The 23218-nt window shown below is 65.1% G+C and carries 21 protein-coding genes; 6 read left to right on the top strand and 15 right to left on the bottom strand.

Going from position 1 to position 23218, the window contains the following annotated elements; translation table 11 throughout:
- Nucleotides 1-24: 24 nt before the first annotated feature.
- On the bottom strand, nt 25-1098 hold the full coding sequence (locus tag JOF56_RS49650) for a zinc-dependent alcohol dehydrogenase (RefSeq protein ID WP_209646421.1): 1074 nt from the start codon (nt 1096-1098) through the stop codon (nt 25-27).
- A gap of 115 nt (nt 1099-1213) precedes the next feature.
- Between JOF56_RS49650 and JOF56_RS49655 the strand changes: the two genes are divergently transcribed.
- On the top strand, nt 1214-2926 hold the full coding sequence (locus JOF56_RS49655) for an IlvD/Edd family dehydratase (RefSeq protein WP_209646422.1): 1713 nt from the start codon (nt 1214-1216) through the stop codon (nt 2924-2926).
- 3 nt (nt 2927-2929) lie between these two features.
- Here the strand turns inward: JOF56_RS49655 and JOF56_RS49660 are convergent, their stop codons facing one another.
- A complete protein-coding gene (locus tag JOF56_RS49660) occupies nt 2930-3478 on the bottom strand; it encodes a DUF998 domain-containing protein (RefSeq protein ID WP_307855624.1) in 549 nt (182 codons plus the stop codon).
- Between the two features lie 540 nt (nt 3479-4018).
- Here JOF56_RS49660 and JOF56_RS49665 point away from each other — a divergent pair.
- Both JOF56_RS49665 and JOF56_RS49670 read left to right on the top strand, forming a co-directional pair.
- Nucleotides 4019-5485 carry a cellulase family glycosylhydrolase gene (locus JOF56_RS49665; RefSeq protein WP_245378741.1) on the top strand — a complete coding sequence of 489 codons (1467 nt, stop codon included), beginning with the start codon at nt 4019-4021 and terminating at the stop codon, nt 5483-5485.
- 11 nt (nt 5486-5496) lie between these two features.
- Nucleotides 5497-6522 (top strand): cellulose binding domain-containing protein, encoded by a 1026-nt coding sequence (locus JOF56_RS49670; protein ID WP_209646424.1) that lies wholly within the window; start codon nt 5497-5499, stop codon nt 6520-6522.
- A 22-nt stretch (nt 6523-6544) separates the two neighbouring features.
- Here JOF56_RS49670 and JOF56_RS49675 read toward each other — a convergent pair whose 3' ends face one another.
- From JOF56_RS49675 to JOF56_RS49695, 5 genes are all read right to left on the bottom strand, one after another.
- Complete coding sequence (locus tag JOF56_RS49675) at nt 6545-7438, bottom strand: helix-turn-helix transcriptional regulator (protein WP_209646425.1); 894 nt, start codon at nt 7436-7438, stop codon at nt 6545-6547.
- Between the two features lie 76 nt (nt 7439-7514).
- Nucleotides 7515-8318, bottom strand: a complete 804-nt coding sequence (locus JOF56_RS49680; RefSeq protein WP_209646426.1) for an SDR family oxidoreductase — start codon at nt 8316-8318, stop codon at nt 7515-7517.
- A 296-nt stretch (nt 8319-8614) separates the two neighbouring features.
- Nucleotides 8615-8872 (bottom strand): hypothetical protein, encoded by a 258-nt coding sequence (locus JOF56_RS49685; protein ID WP_209646427.1) that lies wholly within the window; start codon nt 8870-8872, stop codon nt 8615-8617.
- 92 nt (nt 8873-8964) lie between these two features.
- Nucleotides 8965-12096: a LamG-like jellyroll fold domain-containing protein gene (locus tag JOF56_RS49690; RefSeq protein ID WP_209646428.1), complete on the bottom strand. Its 3132-nt coding sequence runs from the start codon at nt 12094-12096 to the stop codon at nt 8965-8967.
- 306 nt (nt 12097-12402) lie between these two features.
- On the bottom strand, nt 12403-13143 hold the full coding sequence (locus tag JOF56_RS49695) for a helix-turn-helix transcriptional regulator (RefSeq protein ID WP_209646429.1): 741 nt from the start codon (nt 13141-13143) through the stop codon (nt 12403-12405).
- Between the two features lie 55 nt (nt 13144-13198).
- Here JOF56_RS49695 and JOF56_RS49700 point away from each other — a divergent pair, with 55 nt between their 5' ends.
- Entirely contained in the window at nt 13199-14380 is a 1182-nt protein-coding gene (locus tag JOF56_RS49700) for an MFS transporter (protein WP_209646430.1), read from the top strand.
- 70 nt (nt 14381-14450) lie between these two features.
- On the opposite strand, the gene JOF56_RS49705 is transcribed toward JOF56_RS49700, so the two are convergent.
- The 3 genes from JOF56_RS49705 to JOF56_RS49715 form a co-directional block, all read right to left on the bottom strand.
- Entirely contained in the window at nt 14451-14891 is a 441-nt protein-coding gene (locus JOF56_RS49705; RefSeq protein ID WP_209646431.1) for a hypothetical protein, read from the bottom strand.
- 111 nt (nt 14892-15002) lie between these two features.
- The gene (locus tag JOF56_RS49710) at nt 15003-16172 is read right to left on the bottom strand and encodes a hypothetical protein (protein WP_209646432.1); all 1170 of its coding nucleotides are present in this window, start codon (nt 16170-16172) and stop codon (nt 15003-15005) included.
- On the bottom strand, nt 16173-17174 hold the full coding sequence (locus JOF56_RS49715) for a hypothetical protein (protein ID WP_209646433.1): 1002 nt from the start codon (nt 17172-17174) through the stop codon (nt 16173-16175).
- Between the two features lie 445 nt (nt 17175-17619).
- Between JOF56_RS49715 and JOF56_RS49720 the strand changes: the two genes are divergently transcribed.
- Nucleotides 17620-17982, top strand: a complete 363-nt coding sequence (locus JOF56_RS49720) for a BlaI/MecI/CopY family transcriptional regulator (RefSeq protein WP_209646434.1) — start codon at nt 17620-17622, stop codon at nt 17980-17982.
- Here JOF56_RS49720 and JOF56_RS49725 read toward each other — a convergent pair whose 3' ends face one another.
- Nucleotides 17983-18198 (bottom strand): hypothetical protein, encoded by a 216-nt coding sequence (locus JOF56_RS49725; RefSeq protein WP_209646435.1) that lies wholly within the window; start codon nt 18196-18198, stop codon nt 17983-17985.
- Between the two features lie 105 nt (nt 18199-18303).
- Nucleotides 18304-18699: a MerR family transcriptional regulator gene (locus JOF56_RS49730; RefSeq protein ID WP_209646436.1), complete on the bottom strand. Its 396-nt coding sequence runs from the start codon at nt 18697-18699 to the stop codon at nt 18304-18306.
- A 28-nt stretch (nt 18700-18727) separates the two neighbouring features.
- Here JOF56_RS49730 and JOF56_RS49735 point away from each other — a divergent pair, with 28 nt between their 5' ends.
- On the top strand, nt 18728-19465 hold the full coding sequence (locus JOF56_RS49735; RefSeq protein WP_209646437.1) for an MBL fold metallo-hydrolase: 738 nt from the start codon (nt 18728-18730) through the stop codon (nt 19463-19465).
- Here JOF56_RS49735 and JOF56_RS49740 read toward each other — a convergent pair.
- Genes JOF56_RS49740 through JOF56_RS49750 form a run of 3 tightly spaced genes read right to left on the bottom strand, consistent with a single transcriptional unit; the run spans nt 19462 to nt 23188 of the window.
- On the bottom strand, nt 19462-20184 hold the full coding sequence (locus JOF56_RS49740) for a thioesterase II family protein (RefSeq protein ID WP_209646438.1): 723 nt from the start codon (nt 20182-20184) through the stop codon (nt 19462-19464). The two genes, JOF56_RS49735 and JOF56_RS49740, sit on opposite strands and share 4 nt — an antisense overlap.
- On the bottom strand, nt 20181-21431 hold the full coding sequence (locus JOF56_RS60540) for a cytochrome P450 (RefSeq protein ID WP_209646439.1): 1251 nt from the start codon (nt 21429-21431) through the stop codon (nt 20181-20183). Before JOF56_RS60540 ends, JOF56_RS49740 begins: the two co-directional genes overlap by 4 nt.
- Nucleotides 21428-23188 carry a non-ribosomal peptide synthetase gene (locus JOF56_RS49750; protein ID WP_209646440.1) on the bottom strand — a complete coding sequence of 587 codons (1761 nt, stop codon included), beginning with the start codon at nt 23186-23188 and terminating at the stop codon, nt 21428-21430. The genes JOF56_RS60540 and JOF56_RS49750 overlap by 4 nt, the downstream gene beginning before the upstream one ends.
- Between the last annotated feature and the right edge of the window lie 30 nt (nt 23189-23218).

A 23218-nucleotide genomic window follows, 5' to 3' on the forward strand; every position in this document is an offset into this window, starting at 1 on the left:
ATCCTTTCCAGCAGATGATCGCCGTCAGCTCACAGCGTCGACTGTCTCCCCGGGTTTGGCTCCATTTTTGTGACCGGTTGCATCAAAGACGGACGTGACGACGTGGATTTTGGGCCCGGGACCGGTGCCTGGCGGGCGCTCGCCGGAGAGCACGGCGCCGACCTGGTCGAGCCCGACCGTGCCGCCGACCAGCGGTCGCGGGTCGATCACCCGCTTGGCGTACGCCTCGATGGTCGCGGCCAGCCCTGGAGAGGCCGAAAGCACGCCGATGGCGGTGACGTCCTTCAACACCAACGTCCGTGTATCAATAGTGCTCGGACTACCGGAAAGTCCAATGTAGACAAGACGGCCGGAAGGCTGGACGGCGTCGAGGGCGAGCGCGGGCAGGTGGGCGGCGTTGGAGGCGTCGATCACCGCGTCGAACGGCAGTTCCGGCAGGTCCCGCTCGGTCCAGGTGTGGTCGAATCCCAGGGACCTGGCGAAGGCCAACGAGTCCGGCGTGACACCCAGCAGGTGGACCTCGGCTCCGGCCGCACGGACGAACATCGCCACGAGCAGACCGATCGTGCCTGGGCCGAGCACCAGCACGCGGTCTCCTGGGCCCGCGTTCGCGGCCTGCGCCGCGCGCAGGGCGTTGCCACCTGGCTCCACCAACGCGCCGAGCACCGAGTCGACGGAGTCAGGCAGGACATGCAGAGCGGAGACCGGCACGGCGAGTTGTTCGGCCAACGCGCCTGGGCGGCCGTCGCGGATGCCGACTTCCTGCCGCTTCTCGCATACGTGCTGGTTCCCACGGCGGCAGCGACGGCACGTGCCGTCGCCGATCATGGTGTCCCCCATGACCCGCCGGCCGATCCACGCCGGGTCGGCCCCGTCCCCCACCGCCGACACGACACCGGCCCACTCGTGGCCCAGGCGCAACGGGTACGAGGAGTGCCCTTGATGGAGGTAGGCCATCTCGCCGGTGAAGAACTCGACGTCGGTGCCGCAGACACCGACCCGTTCGACGTCGATCACCGCCTCGCCCGGCATGGCCACCGGCGCGGGGACCTCCCGCACGGCGTATTCGCGGGGTCCGGTGAGTACGAATGCCCTCATGGCCGCGGTTTCCCGACTGTCGACTTCGGACTGCCGGCGACCGGCGCTGTCGCTTCGCGGATCATCTCGGTAGCGTACGTGATGATCCGTACCGAATATGGGAAGGCGGTCGGCAATGGAGCTCCGGAGCGCGCACTGGTACGCAGGCGAACACCGCAACGCGTACATCCATCGGGCATGGATGCGCCGCGGTGTGCCAGGCGATGCGTTCACCGGCCGTCCGCAGATCGCGATCGCCAACACCGCCTCGGATTTCACACCGTGCAACGCCCACCTCACCGAGGTCGCCGCATCGGTGAAGAACGGCATCTACGAAGCCGGCGGCATCCCCTTGGAACTGCCTGTGGTGTCGCTGGGCGAGACGAACGTACGGCCCACCGCCATGCTGTGGCGCAACATGGCCGCGATGGCGTGCGAGGAAATGCTGCGGGCCAACCCGATCGACGCCGTGGTTCTGCTCGGTGGCTGTGACAAGACCATTCCCGCACTGCTCATGGCCGCCGCGTCCGTCGACCTGCCCGCCGTGGTCGTGCCCGGCGGCCCGATGCTCACCGGCACCTTCCGTGGCGCGCCGCTGGGCTGCGGCACGGACGTGTGGCGACTGTCCGAAGAGGTCCGCGCGGGCACGCTCTCCCAGGAACAGTTCTCGCGATCCGAATCGGCGATGATCCGTAGCCGTGGCCACTGCAACACCATGGGCACCGCGTCGACGATGGCACTCGTCGCCGAGGCTCTCGGCACAGTCGTTCCGGGTGTCGCCGGAACTCCGGCCCCCGACAGCCGACTGTTGGAAGCCGCGCACGGCTCCGGGCGTCTGGTCGTGGACATGCTCGCCGCCGACCGCAGGCCGAGCACGTTTCTGACCAAGGCCTCCTTCCACAACGCGATCGTCGCCCTCGCGGCGATCGGCGGGTCCACCAACGCGGTGGTCCACCTGCTGGCGATCGCCGGACGGCTGGGCGTCGAGTTGACCATCGACGACTTCGACCGAATCGGCTCGCACGTTCCCGTACTGGTGGATCTGCAACCGGCCGGCCGGTTCCTGATGGAGGACTTCCACCGCGCCGGTGGCCTGCTTGCCGTACTGCGGGAAGTCCAGGACCTGCTGGACCCCACCGCGCTGACCGTCACCGGAACGCCGCTCGTGGACTACCTCTCGGACGCCCCGATCTGGGACCCCGAGGTCATCCGCACCCGCTCGGCGCCCCTGGTCGCCGAGGGCGGCATCGCTGTGCTGCGCGGCAATCTCGCTCCCGGCGGCGCCCTGATCAAGCCCGCGGCGGCCTCGCCTCACCTGCTCCAGCATCGTGGACCGGCCGTGGTGTTCGACAGCATCGAGGACTTCCACGCCCGGATCGACGACCCGGACCTGGCGGTCACCGCGGACTCGGTGCTGGTCCTGCGCGGCTGTGGCCCCAAGGGCTATCCCGGCATGCCCGAGGTCTCCAACATGCCGCTGCCGAAAAAGCTGCTGGAGCAAGGAATCCGCGACATGGTGCGCGTCTGCGACGGCAGGATGAGCGGGACCGCCTACGGCACAGTCATCCTGCACGTCACTCCTGAGGCGGCCGCGAACGGCCCACTCGCCCTCGTCCGAACCGGCGACATGGTCGTCCTCGACGTCGCCGCCCGCCGCATCGACGTCGAAGTGTCCGAAGAGGACTGGGCACGGCGGACCCCGAACGACGCCACAGTCACAGGTTTCGCCAATCCCCGGCGCGGCTGGGAACGCCTCTACATCGACCACGTCCAGCAGGCCGACACCGGTGCCGACCTCGACTTCCTCATCGGCTCCAGCGGCTGGAAGGTAAGCCGCGAATCACACTGACGCTCATCGCCGGTCCGGCACCAATGTCCCTCCTTTGATCAGCCAGGAAACACCGAACGCGAAAATCGCGAAGGCTTCGAACCACAGGATCGGATGCCACCAGAGGTTCCACTCGCCGTCAGAAACAAAGAAGATCAGAATGAGCAACAGGCACAGCAGGATAAGGCAGCCGCATCCGACATAGATTCTGTTGCGCACACGCTTGCGCTGAGGATCCGGGAGGGGCACCCGCTCACGTTTGGTGAACAGGAAACAGAACACCGCCAGGATCAAGAAAAATGCCACCGCAGACACAATGTGGGCCCAACCGATGAACTCTTCCCAGCGCGTCATCGCGTGCTTACCCGGAGGCCAGGTCGGGCACAGCGCCACCAGGACAGCCATCGCCCCGGCGACAGTGCTCAACCTGTCGTCGGCCTTTCCGACCCCTTTGTAGAAGATCAGGAAAACGCCGATGGCACACATACTGCCGACGAAGACGTTCCGCAGGTCGCTGTAGTAGTACCCGCTGACCGAATCCAGCAGGCCCCGCCCTCTGACCTTGGTGGCCACGACAAGGAAAACAGGCAGTGCCATACCGATGATCCCGATCCATCGGCGCAGAACAAGAAACGAGTGGAGAAAGTCCTTCTCCTCCTGGACAAACTCAGGCGCCATAATGAGATCGCCTCCGATCCGTCAAGCAGACAAGCTTTGTGCACATGTATCGGCGGGACGCATTGCCCATTAGCCGCGTTGCCGGATGCCCCGCTCCCGGAACGGTCGCTTCATCACCAACCATGCGCGACCGGGCAGACAGGGAACCCCTGGCACATCGCCCTCTTCGGCAGAACTCCAAGCCGGGCAACACTGGGAGCGTTCCCAGAGCTGATAGTCACCCTCTGTAATCAGCATTCCGATTCGCCACCGCGGGTAATTAATCAATCGCCAAGCGGGCCTGAACGGCGCAGTGTTGTTAGGTCAGTCGGGTGAACTATGTCCGTTCCCCTGTTGACTGGTTGACAATTGAGGGGTCCGGACAGGAGTGTGTCAATTGCCGTCTGGGAGCGCTCCCAGACGGCGCCTACAGACTTGGTGCACAAGGGAGTGCCGATGGCGGGAAGAGCGCTTGTCGCGTTGGGCGCCGCGTTGTCCATGGCAGGCACGGTTTTGCCGGCATCGGCGGTGTCTGCGGACAGCGCTGTGGCCGCCGCGTTCGCGTGCAAGGTCGACTACGCCACGACGGAGTGGAGCAACGGGTTCAACGCCACCGTCACCATCAGCAACCTCAGCGGGTCCGCGGTCACCGGCTGGAAACTGACCTACTCCTACTCCGGCAACCAGACTCTGCAGCAGGGCTGGAACGGCGTCTGGGCCCAGTCCGGCAAGCAGATCACGGTCGCCGGCACCACCTGGAACGCCACCATCCCCGCGAACGGCAGCGTCAGCCCCGGCGGGAACTTCTCCTACAGCGGCAGCAACGCCAAACCGACGGACTTCGCGGTCAACGGCGCCGCCTGCACCGGCACTCCTCCCCCGACCGAACCCCCGCCGCCAGGTTCGTCCGCACCGGCACTGAAGGTGTCCGGGAACAAACTGCTCACGGCGAGTGGGGCCGCATACCGGATGCTGGGCGTGAACCGGGCCAGTGGCGAGTTCGCCTGCGTTCAGGGCAAGGGAATGTGGGACAGCGGCCCGGTGGATCAGGCGTCGGTCAACGCGATGAAGGCCTGGCGCATCCGTGCGGTGCGGATTCCGCTGAACGAGGACTGCTGGCTCGGCCTGTCCGGTTCGCCCAGCGGCAGCACCTACCAGCAGGCCGTCAAGGACTACGTGAACCTGCTCGTGGCCAACGGCATCAACCCGATCCTCGACCTGCACTGGACGCACGGCGTCTACACCGGCAACGTCTCGGCCTGCTCGGACGTCAACGCGACCTGTCAGAAGCCGATGCCGAGCATGCAGTACACGCCGGCGTTCTGGACCCAGGTCGCCAACGCGTTCAAGGGCAACAACGCGGTCGTCTTCGACCTGTTCAACGAGCCCTACCCGGACGCGGCCAACAACTGGTCGGACATGGCCGCCGCATGGCGTTGCCTGCGTGACGGTGGTACCTGCACCGGCATCACCTTCGAGGTGGCGGGCATGCAGGACCTGGTGGACGCCGTCCGCGCGACCGGTGCCACGAACGTGATCATGACTGCCGGGCTCACCTGGACCAACGACCTCAGCCAGTGGCTGGCCTATCGCCCGGCCGACCCGACCGGCAACCTGATGGCGTCGTGGCATTCCTACAACTTCAACGCCTGCATTACCGTGTCCTGTTGGGACAGTCAGGTCGGTGCGGTCGCCGCGCAGGTGCCGGTGCACGCCGGTGAGATCGGCCAGAACACGTGCGCACACGACTACATCGACCAGGTGACGACCTGGCTCGACGGGCGCGGCCTCGGCTACACCGCCTGGACGTGGAACCCGTGGGGCTGTGGCCAGGGCAACGTGCTCATCGAGGACTACAACGGCACGCCCACGCGGACCTTCGGTGAAGGTTTCCGGGCGCATCTGCTCGCCCTCACTCCATAAAGGAGTCGACAATGCCTCGCAGGCCCTTGCTGTTCGCATTGCTCGCCGCGTTGCTGACGATCACGTTGGCGCAGCCCGCGTACGCGGCCGCCCCGGTCCGGATCATGCCGCTCGGTGACTCCATCACCGCCGGTCCCGGGTGCTGGCGGGCCTTGCTGTGGGATCGCCTGCAGCGCGCCGGGTACACGAACATCGACTTCGTGGGAACCCAGACAGGCGGCGGTTGCTCGGTTCCCCATGACGGCGACCACGAGGGGCACGGCGGATACTCGGCGACCGGCATCGCCAACCAGAACCAACTGCCGCCCTGGTTGCAGGCCACGAGGCCGGACATCGTCCTGATGCACCTGGGGACCAACGACTTGTGGGGCGGCACGATCGGCACTGACGCGATCCTGGCCGCGTACTCGAAACTCGTGGACCAGATGCGGGCGAGCAACGCGAACATGAAGATCCTGGTCGCCCAGATCATCCCCATGGAGCCCGCCAACTGCACCGGATGCGCGCAGCGAGTGGTGGCGCTCAACAACGCGATCCCGGGCTGGGCCGCGGGAAAGTCGACGTCACAGTCCCCGATCGTCGTGGTGGACCAATGGACGGGCTTCAACGCGGCCACCGATACCAACGACGGCGTGCACCCGATCGACTCCGGCTTCCAGAAGATGGCCAATCGCTGGTACCCGGCCACAGCGTCGGCCATCGGCGGCACCACTCCACCGGACCCGCCACCCGGCGGCGTCTGCACCGCGACCTACCGCGTGGTCAGCCAATGGACCGGCGGATTCCAAGGTGAAGTCAGCGTCCGCAACGGCACAACCGCGGCGACATCCTCGTGGACAGCCACATTCAGCTTCGGCAACGGCCAGCAGATCAACCAGGCCTGGAACGCCACCGTCACCCAGACCGCAGCAGCAGTCACCGCACGGAACGTCAACTGGAACGGTGCCCTGACACCAGGAAGTTCAGCCACATTCGGCTTCGTGGCAAGCTGGACAGGCAGCAACACACCACCGACAGCCAACTGCACGGTCAGCTGACTAGTACGGCTGAAGGGGTGGACTATCCGTTGTGTGCTTCGAACTCGGTCGCCAGCGTCTGTTGGGTGGCCGCCCACGACGCCAGGAGCGCCAAGTTGTCAGCGGTCGGCGTGCCCGCGGGTGCGGTGTAGACGTTGAGAAGCAGGCCGGGTTCGGCGGGCAGTTCCAGGGACTCGACGTCCAAGTCGAGCCGGCCCACGATCGGATGGTGCACCCGCTTGCGCCCGGACCGGTGCAGCCGCACGTCCTGAGATGCCCACCGCTGCCGGAACAGCTCGCTGCACGTCGACAGTTCGCCAACCAGTGCGATCAGCTCCTCGTCGTGCGGATTGCGGCCGGCTTCCATGCGTAGCTTCGCGGCCGCGTCACCGGCAACTTGGTCGTAGTCGACAAAGAAATCTTTGGCCGCCTCGGGAGCCAGATAGACGAACCGCGCTGTGTTCGCGGGCCGTCGCGGGTCGGCCAGCACCGGTGAAAACAGCGCGCGGGCGAGTTGATTCATGGCGAGCACGTCATAACGTCCGTTACAGATCCAGGCCGGCGCATCGGAGATGGCGTCGAGCACCTGCTGCAGCGTCGAGCGCACCCTCACGGCGGGCCTGCGCCGGCGTGGGCCGCTGGGCGCCCCGGATTGGCGCGCGAGGTGGAACAGATGGTCGCGCTCGGCCTCGTCGAGTTGCAAGGCAGAGGCCAACGCGTCGAGCACGCCATCGGAGGCACCGGCGAGGCTGCCGCGCTCCATGCGCACGTAGTAGTCGACTGATACCCCCGCCAGTAGCGCTACCTCCTCGCGACGCAGACCTTTGACCCGACGATTGCCGCCGTAAGCGGGCAGGCCCGCCTGCTCGGGTGAGATGCGGGCGCGACGCGAGCTGAGAAACTCCCGGATATCGGTGCGTGGATCCATCGTGGCCATCCCCTCACCGTAAGCCCGTCCCGCAGTCTGAGGGAGGCACTGCGGGTACCCCGACGACTGCGTCGAGACCCGACGCCTAGGTACCCGATGCGGTCGTCGCGATGCCGCCGTCTACCGGGATGATGGCGCCCGTGAGGTAGGACCCAGCCCGGCTAGCGAGAAACACGGCGACACCCGCCATGTCGTCGTCGCGGCCGAGCCGGCGCAGAGGGGCCTTCGCCACGATCGTGTCGCCGACGGCATCGAGCGTGGACGCCATCATCTGCGACGGGAACGGTCCTGGGGCTACCGCGTTCACCGTGACGTGCTGTGGGCCCAGTTCTCTGGCAAGCACTCTGGTGAGTTGATGGAGTGCCGCTTTGCTGCCGGCGTACGAGTAGTTGGGCGAATCGGCGACGTGGATGGCGGCGATACTGCCGATGTTGATGATCCGCGCGGGATCATCGGCGGTGCCCGCCCTGCGAAGTGCCGGGAGCAGCGCCTGCGCCAGCCAGAACGGCGACTTGAGGTTGAGGTCGATCACTGCGTCCCAGGCCTCGTCCGGGAACGTCGCCAGCGGCTCGCGCCACATCGCTCCCGCGTTGTTGACAAGGATGTCCAGGCGTTCCGAGTCGGCCTTGACAAGATCAGCGAGGCGCTGACACTCGTCGTGCCTGGACAGGTCGGCGGGGATTGCTTGAACGTCGCCGAATTCGGACAGTAGATGCTGTGCCTCCGCGCACGTGTCTGCCTTGCGTGAGCTGATGACGACGCGGGCGCCCGCCTGGAGAAGGCCGCGCGCTATCATCATCCCAATGCCCCTGGTGCCGCCAGTGACAAGGGCGTACTTCCCACTCAGATCGAAAAGTTCTGTGTGAGTGGTGAATTGGTTGTCCGCCATTGGTCTCCGTAACCTCTGTCGTGAAAGAATGCGCCGAGTCCGAGTAGGGCACGGCCACCCGAAAGCACATCGAGGGTCGTAACGGATAATGCAAACCCAGATCCATTACTTCTCCCCGGTGTGGCTGGGAGCCGGCTCAACCAGGTTGACAGGCGTTTTGGACGTCTGGGAGACCCTGGTGACACAGGTACTGTGAGAGCCTCCCTTGCCTGGTGCGCGCCCGGCCCGACATCATGTCGGTAGATCTCCGCTCAGGGGGAAGCGTTACGGGTGGCCGGCGGGGTCCACATAGGAGGCTACGAGCAGGTCCAGCGGACCGCGCCACTGCTGGATGTGATGCCGAGGACGGTGTCGTGGTCGCCGATGACGTAGACGTCCTTCGGCAGGGGTGTGCCGCTGTGCAGGGTGTTGTCCAGCCAGACTGCTGGCAGGCCGGTCAGGGAGGCGGCCTGGACTGACCATGTGCAGGCGTGCGGTTCGGCTATGTCCGGTGCTGTGATGGCCACGCTGGCTGTGAGTACCCCGGCGACGAGCACGCCGACACGCGTGAGCATTGAGATCCCCCTTCGGTCCGCCGGTCCATTATGGCGGCGGACCCTTGCAGAATTCTTGCAGCGAGGCCAGGCCCGGAGGCCTGGCCCCGCGATCATGAGGCGTTGGTGAAGGGCAGGTGTACCGCGGTCACCGGGCCGAGGTCCACGTTGCCTGCCAGCTCGGCGTCGGTCAGGGCCCGGCGGTGGATGCGGAACTCGTCCAGTGAGCCCTTGAACCTGTTGGTGCCATCGGGTTTGACGCCGAGGCGGATGCCGTCGACGGCGAACGCGTCACCGTAGGTCAAGGACCCCGCCACCTGGCCAGTCGACCGGTTGTCGTCGACGAGCAACTCCAAGGTATTGCCGGACCGCCGGATCGTGACGAGGTGCCAGGTGTTGTCGCCAAAGCCGATGGCTGCCGAGAGGTCGGCGACAGCCATTTCGTAGGCACCGGTGTCGGTCTGCAGGTAGCCGTAGATCCGGTCCTTGCCGGGTTGGGCGCGTAGCCACATCGACCTTTCTGTGGCGCCGGTTCCGTAGGCCCAGAGGATGACCTGATCAGCGGTTGTGTCTGTGGCGGAGTACTTCACCCAGGTTGAGACCGTGAAGTCACTGTCTGCCAACGCAATGCTCGGACGGTAGGGCATGTAGGCCTCGTCGTCCGTGCCGTCGAACTGCAACGCCGTACCGTATCGGCCCGCGACAACTGCGGGGGCACCAAGAACCTTGGCGTTGACGCAATGCACGGAGGAATCGGGGGTCTGCGGTCCGGTCACCGGGTCTGCGATGTCGTGCGCCTGGGTGTTCTGGTTCTCGAAGGTCCACCACAAGGCGGGCATGTCGCCCGGGAAGCGGCCGGTCGCCGCGGTGTCGAGCTCGGCGGCGGTCAAGGCCCGGTGATACAGCCGGAAGTCGTCCAGCATGCCCTGCATCACGTCGGTTCCGTCCATCTTGGACCCGAGTCGCAGGCCCTTGATGTCGTCGGATTGGTCAGCGCTCACCGATCCGGTCAAACCTGTTGCCGTCGCGGGGTTTCCACCGTCGACACTGAGCTGGACCTGGCCGCCGGTACGGGTCAGGGCGAGCAGGTGCCAGGCGTTGTCACCGAACGCCGTCCGGCTCGTGGTGTCCAGCAGTTCGACACCTACGGCATCGGTGCCGGTTTCCACCCACGCGTACAACCGGTCCTGGCTGGGCTGGGCCCGGACCCAGAGCGCTCGCTTGCCCGACGTCGTGCCGTAGGCCCAGACAAGCGCTTGATTGGAGGGGCGTACCGTGGCGCTGTACTTGAACCAGGCGGCCATCGTGAAGTCGCCCGCCCCGAGGTCCAAGGTCGACGAGAACGGCGTTTCCACACCGGGATGCGACGAGTCGACCTTCAGTGCCCTGCTGTTGGGACGTCCCACATCGGTCTGGATCCCGCCGAGGACTGTGGCTGTCGCACAGTGCCCGGAAACGTCCTCGGTGATCGGCGTCGCCGTCCTGCCGGGCACGGCCGCGCGGTCGATCTTCGTCATCGCCAGGTGCAGCACACGCTTGCCGCCCCGGGTCAGCTCGACGTCCTTGATCCGTCCCGCCAACGCGTCGCTGACGCCCGCATCCTGCTTGCCACCAAGGCGAATCCCGGTCACGCCTGCGCTCACCGGCCCTGCGATGCCGTCCGCGGTCACCGACGCCGTGCCCACCGTGAGCCGCATCTGGCCGCCAGTCCGGACAACGGTCAGCTGGTGCCAGGTGTCGTCCCCGAACGCGACTGCGGCGCTGCCGTCCTTCACCGAAACGTTCGCACCGCCACTGGCACCCTCGACCCACGCGGTGACCTGATCGTCATCAGGCTGAAGACGTATCCAGATCTGCGGAACACTGGCGCCCGTGCCGTAACCCCAGAACAAGACCTGGTTACGGGTCGTATCTGTTGCCTGGTAACGGAACCGCAGCGAGAGTGTGAAATCGCCACTGCCCGGATCGATCGTCCGCGAGTACGGCACGTCAGCGTAGTCGCCGGTTCCGTCAAGCAGCAGACCGTCGTTCACGGTCGCGTTCCCTTTGAGGTACGCGTCATTCGCCTCGACCGTACTGTCCGGAGTGGTCAGTCCGGCGGCCTGGGCCGGTTGGCTGGAGGGCGTTCCATGGGTTGTGCCCGGCAGGCCGAGCTGGGCCGGAGTGAACCGGGTGAACCGGATCTCGTCGGCGGAGAACGAGGTCCCGCCTTCGTACAGCAGACCGATCTCGCCGCCGGTCAGCTCTGCCACGTCCGAGTAGCCCGAACGATCGTTGGTGACCAGCCCGTTCGACGCGCTGGCCCACGTGGTGCCGCGATCGGTGGAGTACCGGATCCGCATCTGCTTGCGGTCCTGGGGATCGCCCGGGGAGGAGAAGATCAGGACGTCGCCAGGGGTGGTCCGGTAGGTGTTCTTCAGTGCCAGTACCGAACCCTGCACGTTCGGCGTGACCAGGGACGGCACCAGGGAGAACTTCGGCATCGTGGTGCCGCCGTCGGTACTGACCGCCCTCGCCCTGTGGTCGCTGTCATCGACCTCGTTTCGCGCTCCCGCGTACAGCGAGCCGTCGGGCAGCTCGGTCACGACGATCTCGCCAGGGCTCAGCACATCCTTCACGTAGGAGTTCTCAGTCCGGCTCGCCTGCCAGGTTTCGCCATGGTCGTCGCTGTACAGCACTCCCGCCAGTACGACCTCGGAGCCCGGCTTCTGGTGCGCGCCAACGATCAGACGTCCCGCGTGTGCACCGTGCTCCAGCTGGATGCCGTGTGCCGGACCGGTGGCGAACCAGCCGTTGTTGGTACCGTCCATGCTGGCGCCCAACGGTTTCGGCGCCGTCCAGGTCAGTCCGTCGTCGGCGCTCTGCTGGATCCACGGCAGCCGCCTGCCGGTCGGCGTCGCCTCGTTGGACGTGGTGATCAGCAAGATCTTCCCGGTCGTCCGGTCGACCACCGGAACCGGGTTGCCACGCGTGAAGGGAGCGAACTGGTCGGTCGCGTTTCCCTGAGCGACGACCCGGATCGGTCCCCAGGTCCGGCCGTCGTTGGTGGACCGGCGGACCACCAGGTCGATGTCGCCGCGATCGGCGCACGTAGGCGACTTACGGGCCTCCGCGAACGCCAGCAGCGTCCCGGACGTGGTCCGGCTGAGGACCGGGATCCGGAAACAGCCGTAACCGTTGGTGCCACCGCGATACAGCACCTGGTGCGAGCCGACGACGCTGACACCGCTGGCGCCTGCGGTCACCGGAACGAACGCGAGTATCAGGAGAACTGGTAAGAGAATCCGCAGGCAACGCACAATGACCCCAATCATCGGGACGGCTGGGCCAGGCTCGCCAGCGGACTCCACCCTCCAACAGTGACACGGACAGATGGGACGTCCCATGCCATCTTGCTGCCATGGACGCGAAGCCGATGGCAGCAAGGTGTCACCGCGCGGGCGGTCAGCGAGCCGATCTGGAAGCCCAGGATCCCGATGTTCCTGGGCCTGGACCCGGCCGCCGTGGAGCGGGAAACTCGGCTTCCGAGAGATCAGGCATGAGTACCGATGTCAACTGTGGAAAGCGCCCGGGGTATGGCCGAACGAGCGACGGAAGACATCGATGAACGCGCTCGCCGACGACCACCCGCAGCGATGGGCCACAGTGGTCACAGGCAAGTCGTCGGCCAGCATCCGCAGGGCGTGATAGAGGCGCAACTGGGTGCGCCACTGCGGGAACGTCATCCCGACGTCGGCGCGGAACAGGCGGCTCAGGGTCCGCTCCCCCACACCGATGGACGCCCCCAGCTCGGCGAGAGTGCGTGAGTCGGCCGGATTGTCCTGCAACAGCGCACAGAGCTCGACCAACCGGAGATCACGGGGAGCCGGGAGCTGGACGGCCCGCCGTGGCGACGTGCGCAACTGGTCCAGGAGCACGGCACGCAACCGCCGCCGCTCTGGACCGTCCTCGACCGGCTCACGGGTGTACGCCACGATCAACTCTCGCAACAGCGGGCTCACCGACAGCACGGTCGGCTCGTACAGACCAAGCGGGTTGGTACGCGCGGGCAGGCCCACCAGATGCAGGTCGACACGGCTGTGCGCACGATGCGCGTGCACTGTGCCCGCCGGTACCCAGATCGCCTGCGTGCCCGGGGCGAACCAGGTGCCCGCGTCTGTCGTCACCGCCACCACGCCGGAGCCCGCGTACACGATCTGGTGATCGTCATGACGGTGCGCGCTGATATCCGCCTTGTGCGGCAACTCCCGTGTCCGCGTCGGCGCCAGGGGAAGGTGGCGGATTTCCGGCATGATCTGTCATTTTATCGGAAGCGCGACAGCGGGTACGGCGGCGATGCTTCCAGGTATGCCTCAGCGATCCCGTCCGGTCACGCTGCTGTCGGTCGGCCACGCGTGTGTGGACGTCTACCAGGGTTCCGTCGCCGCCTTGGTGCCGTTCTTCGTGACCGAACGGGCCTTCTCGTACGCGGCGGCGTCCGGTCTCGTGCTGGCCGCGTCGCTGTTGTCCTCGGTCGTGCAGCCGCTTTTCGGCGCCATCACCGACCGGTGGGCGTTGCCCTGGCTGCTACCGGTGAGCACGCTCGCAGGCGGCGTCGGCGTCGCGCTGTGCGGAGTCACCGATCACTACGCCCTGACCTTGGCCGTCATCGCCATCTCCGGCATCGGCGTGGCCGCGTACCACCCGGAAGCCGCCCGCGTGGCCAGGATCGCCAGCCGCGGCAGCCACACATCGATGGGCTGGTTCAGCCTCGGCGGCAACCTCGGATTCGCCGCCGCGCCACTCCTGGTCTCCGCAGTGGTCGCCACCTGGGGCCTCACAGCGTCACCACTGCTGGTCATCCCGGCACTCGCCGGCACACTCCTATGCATCGCCGCACTACGGTCAATGAACAAACCGACGGCACCCCGTGAGCACGCCCACCAGTCCGTACTCGGCCGCGACGACTGGTCGTCATTCGCATGGCTGTCCGGCGCGATCGTGTGCCGCTCCATTGTCTTCGTCAGCCTGAGCGCCTTCGTCGCCCTCTATGCCCACCAACGCATCGGCGGCGGGAACATAGTCGGCGCCGCCGCCCTCTTCGTGCTCTACCTCGGCGGAGCGATAGGCACAGTGACCGGCAGCAAGTTGGCTGACCGGTTCGGCCGTCTTCGAGTCGTCCGATGGTCCTACGCGTTGACCGTGCTGGCCGTCGCAGGAGTCGTGTTCGTCCCTGGACCTGCTCTGTTGCTGTTCATCGCCCTCAGCTCAGCGGGCCTCTACGTCCCCTTCTCCCTGCACATCACCCTTGGCCAGGACTACCTCCCACGCCACGTCGGCACAGCCAGCGGCGTGACACTCGGCCTCACAGTGAGCATCGGCGGCCTCGTCAGCCCTCTTGTCGGCACCATCGCCGACACGACCTCACTGCAGACCGCGTTGGCCCCGCTGATCGTCCTGCCTGCCCTGGGCTGGCTCATGCTGCGCTCACTACGCGAGCCCGTCCGCCCCGAGGACACCGCCGTCCGGAAAGCAGGAAAGCCACGCTGAAAGCACCAAAAGTCCTCGCTCGAGGGTCCGGTCGCCACGGACTGTCTTGGAGCAAGGAGCAGAGGCACCATCAGCTTCTTCGATACACCGCACGAACAAAATCATCAGCTGTTTCTTCCTTCAGTTTCCAGACGAGCGCTATTCCTCCCCCGGGAAGCACCCAGCTCGTCGTGGCAGCAGTGATGACAGTCCGCCCCTTGAACTTCACCTCTCGAACCAACGGGCTCGACGCGCTGAGGAAGAACGGAACAACAGTCGCACGTTCAATACCCACATCGCCAAGATCGAACTCATAGTTGACCCCTTCACAGGTCTGAGCGACCGGAAAGTGCAACAGGTGGCCAAGTTTCGGAACCTTCACAACGTAACAATAAGCGATTCGCGCACTGTTTCCCACCAATGATTTCAACGATGAATCCGACGCCGCATGCGACCGGATCGACGCGATATCGCCCGACGAGTTCGACCAAATTTCATCGGCTTTCTCCACAGCAAGATCGTTCTCATCCACTCTCACATGTCCGCCGGCTCGCTGTGTCGACCAGGAGAAGAAGCACGCCAACGTACAGGACAAGAATCAGAACAAGGTAGACCTTCCAACGTTTAAGGGCGAGTTGTCCCGTCATCCGGTCGAGCCCACGGCTCGAAAGTCGAATCTCAGGTGTCCTCGTTCCAGGTGTTCTCGAGCGAGATTGCGGGAAACTACTTGGCCGTCTTTGCGCAAGGTCGTCAAGGCTCGCGCGTCCAACTCATCCAGAGCCTTGGCCGTAAGTTCGACTGTCATCGATGCCTGATTGCTCAGCTCGCGAATAGTCATGCCATCCTGCGCGACTTGCGCCACCCTGAACGCAGGTGCGCTGACGACAAGGGAACGAGGAAAAAACAGGAGCAAGGAACGTGCCGCATCGTCCATCCCCTGTCGTGCACCCGGCTCAACGGGCATAGGCGAGCGCTCACGGGCCGACGAGCCTTCGCCGTTCAACGACGCGTTCAGTGACGGCCGTCCAACGCGCGCCCTGTCGATGAGCTCCGGAACACCTCCGAGATCGTCCACCGCAAAGACGACCTGCTTCAAACCGTCGACGTACGACTCAAACCTTGTATGCGCATTGGAGTTCAGCCGGAAGATTCTGTAAAAACCGGCGGCAACGTCAGTGGTATATTTTTGCGCAATATAACCGAAAATGCTCAGAAGCTCCGCGAATCCTTCTTCGAAGAGAGTGCAGGACTCATCCGGACTCATCGTCCCCAGCCACACATGGATGATCTCATGTGCGACAAAGTACTCCGCAAGAAATGGCGACGTAGCGGCCCGGAGAAAGTAGATTCCAGGCTCAATACCATGCCTCTTCTTGTCACCGAGATCAGCAGTAAGTGCGGAAAACCCTTTGGTCGCGTATGGCTCTGGCAGGCTTTCGACAACTCGCACGGGGACTTCAGCGACATCAACCCCCAGAGTCGTATAGAACTCTGCCACCTGATCACGAATCCGATTCAGGCGATCCTGAATCGGCTCGAAATTCAGTATCTCCGAAACATGGTCTCCCCCACGTCGAACAATGTCGACGACAGTACGCAGCTCTCGCAGGGCGTAGTACCTTCTCACCTCCTCGTCGACCGCCATCTCCTTACCTTCGACCGTCAGACTCTCAAGCCCTTTTTGAAGACCTTCCGTTGAGAACGAAAACTCACTCAGGTCCCTCTTCAATTCCTGTTCCAGGTGAATACGGCGCGCGCATCGAGTTCCATTCATGAGAAAGAAAGCCTGAAACATATCAAAGGCATTGAGCATTCAGTCTCCTCCTGAGCGTTCTCTGGCCGTATACGCTTTCATCAACCGAGCCAGGCCTTGGTTCGACATAGGACTGCTACCATCGACGACCCTGTCTCGCCATCCGACGAATGCTACTCCATACAGTGCGTCGACCGACTCCAACCGTCCTTGCTTCACCTGATAGGTGGCCAGTACACTTGCGACGGAGGTGCCAGATCCGAGGTAGTCGCTATAACTCGGAAACTGTTCGTGCAGCCATCCGTCCTGTGGGCTCGCACTAAATTCTTCCACAGTGAGTGCGCGGGGCGCCACGTACATCGCACCTTCTCGCAAAACATTGACGATGTTTCCCAATGGTGTAAGCGCAGAGGCCGCAGTGTGGTACGCGAATGCCAGCGCATGGTCGAAACGAACTGACTCCATAAACGACTGATTCACTATGGTCAGCCTGGCACAACCAGACGCCGCGACGGCCTGACGCGCGATCTTGACCGCAAAAGCGGAGGACTCGTAACCCACGATGGAAAGCTCGGGATAGATACCGAGCAATATTTGGGCATGGTAACCAGTACCAAGACCGACTTCCGAGCCGAGACCGCCGATCTCATCCGGGAGATTGGCGCACATCAACGCGATGATACCCGGCGAGCTCACACAGGTACCCGCACCGACCGGGATGCTCCAGTTCAAATACGCCAGGGTCCGAAATTGCGCAGAGAAAAAGGCGTGACGATCAATCCTGCGAAATACTTCCAAGAAGCGAGGCTTGACGCCGACAGTCTCAAGCACCTCAGCCAGGAGAATACGGCGGACCGACGCCGACTGCCGCACGTACCAATCAAACCAGCCCCAGCCGTACAGTTGACCATAGGTAGTCAGATTGAAAGGGTTGAGCTGAGTCGCGAGATGAACCGGAAGACGACTCACGCGGCAAACAAGCTCTTCAGGGTTGAATCGAGGGAAAAACCCAGCATAGACCGGACGGAGTGGAGTTGTGATCGACCGGTGTTCAGCACCCATAACGTGACTCCGCCCGGCCAGGATCGCGTTCTACCTACTCGCCGCCCGCTCCGCCATCATCACCTCCGCCGCCACCGGCCTGTACACCGATCACGTTGCCCATGTTTTGACCAGCGAACATATCAACCTCCCGCAGTCCGGAATCTGGATACCCAGAAGGGTGGTCCGCAGCGAACCTCTTGTTTGTCAAGGCGCCAACAGAGGGAGGAAAAATAGATCAATATTTGTCTCCGGCAACCAGAGCACACCCGGCCGTCTGTCTGCGTATAAATACATTGTGTTTCAGATGTTCTTGTGATTTTGAACGATCGCGCAATTGGCTATCACGAAGCGCCGGCGTCTTCGTGACCGCCAGGCCCGTCGACCGCCCGATCCGCGTGACCCGTGACGACTATGCTTCTTAGCAGGTCGCGGCCGGCGGCCGGTGTCCATTGGGGAAGGTGCCATGTTCGGGCTCGGCGACCTCGAATCCGCTGTGATGACGGTTCTCTGGCAGGCGGACGAGCCGGTGAAGGTCCGGGACGTGCTGGACACCCTCGACACCGGCAAGAAACTGGCCTACACCACCGTGATGACCGTCATGGACAACCTGCACCGGAAGGGCTGGGTACAGCGGGAACTGGACGGCAAGGCGTACCTCTACGAGCCTGCGCTCAGCCGCGAGGAGGCCGCCGCCCGTGCGCTGCGCGAGGTGCTCGAGTCGTCCGGGGACGCCGAGGCGGTCCTGATGCATTTCGCCTCGTCGGTGTCCGAGCGGGAACGTGACGTCCTGCGCAGTGGTCTGCGCAAGAACTCTCGCCGTCGATGATCAGAGCGGCTGCGGGACTTTGATGTTGCCGTAACGGTCCCAGCCGGCAGAGATCCTTGTGTAGTAGAGATCGGCCTGGCTTGCGTCGACGACCCAGTTCCACTCGCCGGTTGTGGCCTTGTCCGGGTAGGCACGGACCTGCGCGGCGACTTGGCGGGCTTCGGTGAGGCCGTCCCAGATCACGCGTTGCAAGGCAGGCGCCTGCAGAGCGGGCATTCGTCGCCATATGGGCCCTCCAGCGCAGCAAGACATCGGATGTATAGGCCTCCGGGCATGCTACGGGCCGGGGGCACGTCTTGCCCATCCCCAAAAAACCTCCGATCACGGCGGAGGGATCCGGGACGCGATCCGCTCATTGGCATGCGGGCACTCGTCGAAACTGTGCGGGCACGACAACGCGTGCTCGATGAGTTCCTTCGCCGTCTGGGCCTGCGCGATACGACGCTCAAGCTCGGCCACGTGCTCGCGCAGCAGATCCGGGCGATCCATCGGATTCGACGTCGAGAGCAGCGCACTCAACTGCCGCAAGCCAAGGCCCGCCTCCTTGCCGATCAGGATGATCGCGACCCGTTCCAGATCGGCCTGGCCGTAACGGCGCTGCCCGCCCGCGACCCGGCCGGGCGCCAGCAACCCCATGGTCTCCCAGTGCCGCAGCACATGCGTGGCCAGCCCGAACCGGCCCGCGAGCTCCCCGATGGTCATCCCGCTTGACTTCATGTGCACATTAACCTGCACCGTCCCCGGTATGAGCAACCTTGCGATCACCCGGGTCGCGAACGCGTGTGCCCTACTGGAACTCAACGGGCACACCATTCTCACCGACCCGTGGTTCACCGAACGCTGGTACCTGCGCCGCGGTGAACCACTCGGCCTGACCGTCGCCGAACTCCCGGCGCTGACAGCCATCGTCGCCACAAGCTTCGCCGCCAACCACTGGGATCTGCGTGCCCTGCGCGAATACCCCCACAAGACCTCGACACCGGTGTACGTCAGCACGTCCCGGATGGCCCGCCAGGCCCGCACCTTCGGCTACCGGATGGCAGAAGTCCTGCCCTGGAACGAAACCCGCGACCTTGCCCCGGCACTGTCCATCGAAGCCGTCCCCGCCGGGAAGACCATGGTGTGGCCCAACAACGCCTACGTGTTCACCAGCGGGCAGACCCGGATCTTCTTCGGCGGCGAGATCCAGGACGTGGCCTTGCTGGAAAGCTACCGATCCCGGCGCGCACCCGTGGCAGTCGCCTTGCTGCCCGTCAACGGATTACGCCCGCTCCTCGGTCCACCTTTGGTCATGGGCCCGAAGCAAGCCGTAGCAGGCACAGCGGCGTTGGGCGCGCAGGTTCTCGTTCCGATACACGAGGCCCACGCGAAAGATCCGCTCTCCCTGATCTTCCGCAAACATGGATCATCCGAAGAAGCCAGGGCCCTGGCGACCGGGTTCGACGTCGTCTGCCTGCCGCCAGGGCAACGCTGGGAGTACTAGGCAGTCATCTCCTGTTCGATCAGGTCGACGAGTGCCGGTGGGCAACGCAGCAGTTCCCAGTGATCCCCTTCCAGGACATGGGAGGTCGCGTCCACACAGTCCTGCCATCCCGGCCAGACCTGGTCCACCGGCACCACTTCGTCCTTGGTCCAGCCGATGACACACACCCTGCTGCTGGTGGGGAGTGTGTCATCGTACCGGTAGCCGCGCTGGACCTGCAGGTCGGCAAGCATCGTCTCGGCGGCTATCTCCGCCAGTTCGGGCATGATCGTGCGGCCCATCGCGTGGCAGAGTGCGTTGATCTCCGCGATCAGGTCCACAGTGTCCAGATCGACGAAGTTGAGCGGGCCGTACAGTCCTTTGTCCGGTGCGCCCCAGGAGGAAGCGAACAACCGCAACGGGATGGGTAGTCCGGCTTTCTCCAGGTGCCCGGCGGTCTGCAGCAGGTACGGCACGGCACCGCAGTGCCCGATCAGGCCGTAGCGCCGGGAAGTGTGCTCCGCCAGTGCTTCGGTCAGCTGCTCGGCGAACTGCTGATGCGTAAGGACTTCCTCGTGCATCCGGTTCTCCCGGCCGGGCGGCTGCAGCGGGCAGAACCAGCCGTTGCCGATCTTGCGTGGCCAGTCGCCGAACGACGACGCGCCCACGCCCGCGTACGGCAGCCCGAACACCACGAAGTCGCCGCCCGCCGGGACCTGCTGCAGGAACCAGCGGCTCATACCGGTGCCCGATCGACCTCGACGGAGATGGTCATCTCGCTCATCCCGTTGATCCAGTTGGACACCAGGTGCCTGGGCTCACCGACCAGTTCGAACCGGTGCACGTGCCGGGCGAGTGTCTCGAACAGGATCGTCAGCGCCGCCTGGGAGACCATCGCACCGATGCAGAAGTGCGGCCCCACACCGAATCCGAGATGGGTCCTGGGCGACCGGTCCAGCCGGAACTCGTACGGGTCCGACCACACTTCGGAGTCCCGGTTGGCCGACCCGACCCAGCCGCACATCCAGTCGCCCTCGGCGATCGGCACACCCCCGAGCTCGGTGTCCTTGGCCGCCCGGCGAAGCAGGTGGTTGGTCGGCGAGGTCCACCGGGTGCCTTCGTGGACCAGGTCCGGCACCAGGCTCGGGTCCTCGCGGACGGTGTCCCACAACGCCGGCCGGTCCATCATCGCGATGATGGTCTGGCTGGCCACGTGCGGTGTGGTCGCGTGCGCACCCATCATCAGGCTGTAGCAGTTGAGCTGAACTTCCTCGTCGGTGAGGGGTTCGCCGTTGAGCAGCAGCTGGGTGAGCGCGGTCATCACGTCGTCGCCGGGGTTCTCCCGGCTGTTCTTGATCGCGACGTCGAACAGTTCGAGCATCTGGATGTGCGCCTGCATCGACGCGGCGTGCGCGCTGATCCCGCCGTTGAGCGAGGGCTCGTCGGGCGTCACGCTCACGGCCGTCCAGTGCGCGACGTCGTCGGCCAGTTCCTCGGGGATGCCCATCATCGGCGCGAGCATCGCCATCGGCATCTTGTGCAGCACCGTCATCAGCTCGCCGCCGCCGTCGGCGAGCAGCGGCAGGATGAGCCGGTTGATCCGCTCGGTCATCTCCTCGGTGCAGCGCCTGATCACCTCGCGGCTCAGCTTGCGCAGCACGGGATTGCGGAACTGGCCGTGCTGCGGCGGGTCGCTGACCGTCATGGTCTTGTTGCGGCCCATGTCACCCACGCCCACCGACTGCAGGATCGTGCCGTACTCGGACGTGAACGTCTCGTGTTCCTTCAGCAGCCGGTCGCAGTCCCAGTAGCGCATGACCGACCAGAACTCCGTGCCGTTGGGCGCCACCTGCCGCAGGACCGGCTCTTCGTGCCGGAGGGTCTGCCACAGCGTGTGCTGGCATTCGGCCGGATATCTCGTCGGGTCGTACATGTCGACGTCGTCCAGCGGCACCCGCGCGTCGAGTGCCGGCGATGTGATCTTCACCGGGATCCCCCGGCCGTGGTGTCGATCAGCTCGGCGAGGCCACCGACGGTGGGTGTGCCGATGAACTGGCGTGCGCTCAGCGTGATTCCCAGTACCCGCAGGCTTTCCAGCACACGCATGCTGCGCAGCGAGTCGCCGCCCAGCTCGTAGAAGTTGTCCGACATACCGACCTCGTCGAGGGCGAGGACGTCGGCCATCACCTGCGCGATCATCCGTTGCGTCTCGGACTGGGCCGCCACCAGCGGGCCCACACCGAGCTCGCCCCGGGTCCGCCACGGCTCGGGCAGGGCCTTGCGGTCGACTTTCCCGTTGTGGTCCAACGGAAGTTTGTCCAGCAGCAGGTAGTGCGACGGCGCCATGTAGGCGGGCAGCCGGTCGGCCATCCAGTTGCGCAACGCGGCCGCGGTCAGGATCGCCGTACCGGCCGGGGCGGCGTACGCGACCAAGCGCTTGTCCACCTCGTTGTCGCCCACCACCATCACGGCCGCGGCGCTCACCGAGGGGTTGGCCGCGAGCGTGACCTCCACCTCGCCGAGTTCGACCCGGTATCCGCGGATCTTGACCTGGCGGTCCACCCGGCCGATGAACTCGACTTCGCCGTCGTCGAGCATCCTGCCGAGGTCGCCGGTCCGATACAGCCGTGCGCCAGGGGCCGACGAGTACGGGTCCGGCAAGAAGCGTTCCGCCGTCAGCGCCGGCCGGCGGTGGTATCCCCTGGCCAGCCCGGTGCCACCCAGGTAGATCTCGCCGACCTCGCCCCGCGGCACCTCTGTCAGATCTTCGTTCAGCACGTACGCGATCTTGTTGCGCAGCGGGCTGCCCAGCGGCATCCGCTCGTAGCTGCCGGTGGCGTCGACCTTGTGCGCCAAGGCGAAGACCGTTGTCTCGGTCGGCCCGTAGCACGAGTAGACCGTGTCGCCGATGACTCCGGCTGCGGACTGGACGTGTTGCGGCGACAGCACATCACCGCCAGTGAACAGCACCCGGACGCTGCGGAACATCTCCACGTCGTGCTCGACCAGAAGATGGAACAGCCCGGAGGTGAGGAACATCCAGTCGGGACGGACCGCGCGCAACGCGGTTCCCAGCTCTCCCACCGAGATCTGGTCCTGCCGCAGCGCCGCGACCTGACCGCCACGGCCGAGCGCGCACCAGATCTCGAACGTCGAGGCGTCGAACGCGGTGGGCGCGAGGTGGGCGACCACGTCGCCGCGGCCGACCGCGAGCCGGGGATCGGAGTCCACGAGGTCCATCACGTCGGCGTGGCTGATCGCCACGCCCTTGGGCACGCCGGTCGAACCCGAGGTGTAGATGATGTACGCGAGGTGGCTCGGACTCACCTCGATGCCGAGGTTCTCACAGGCGCCTCCGCCGTCCCAGTCGGCCAGGGCGATGACGTCGACGTTCTCCGGCGCCGAGAATCCCGCGCCGGTCGTCACGACCAGAGCCGCGTCCGAATCCGACAGCAGGAACGCGCGACGTTCCTCTGGGTACTCCGGATCGATGGGCACGTACACGCCGCCGGCCTTGAGCACGGCGAGCACGACCACGACGAAGTCGATCGACCGCGGCACGGCGACCGCCACCCGCGACTCGATGCCGACCCCGCTGTCGCGCAACCGCCTGGCGAGGCGGTTGGCCCTGGCGTTGAGCTCGCCGTAGGTGAGTTTGCCTTCTTCGGCCGAAACCGCGATGGCGTCAGGGAAATCCCGCGCCTCGCGCTCCACCGAGCAATGGATCAGGTTGTGTTCTGACACGACAGTCCTCCGTCGATCCCCTTTGATGGC

It is taken from the genome of Kibdelosporangium banguiense (assembly GCF_017876405.1).
GTDB classification, from domain to species: Bacteria; Actinomycetota; Actinomycetes; order Mycobacteriales; family Pseudonocardiaceae; genus Kibdelosporangium; species Kibdelosporangium banguiense.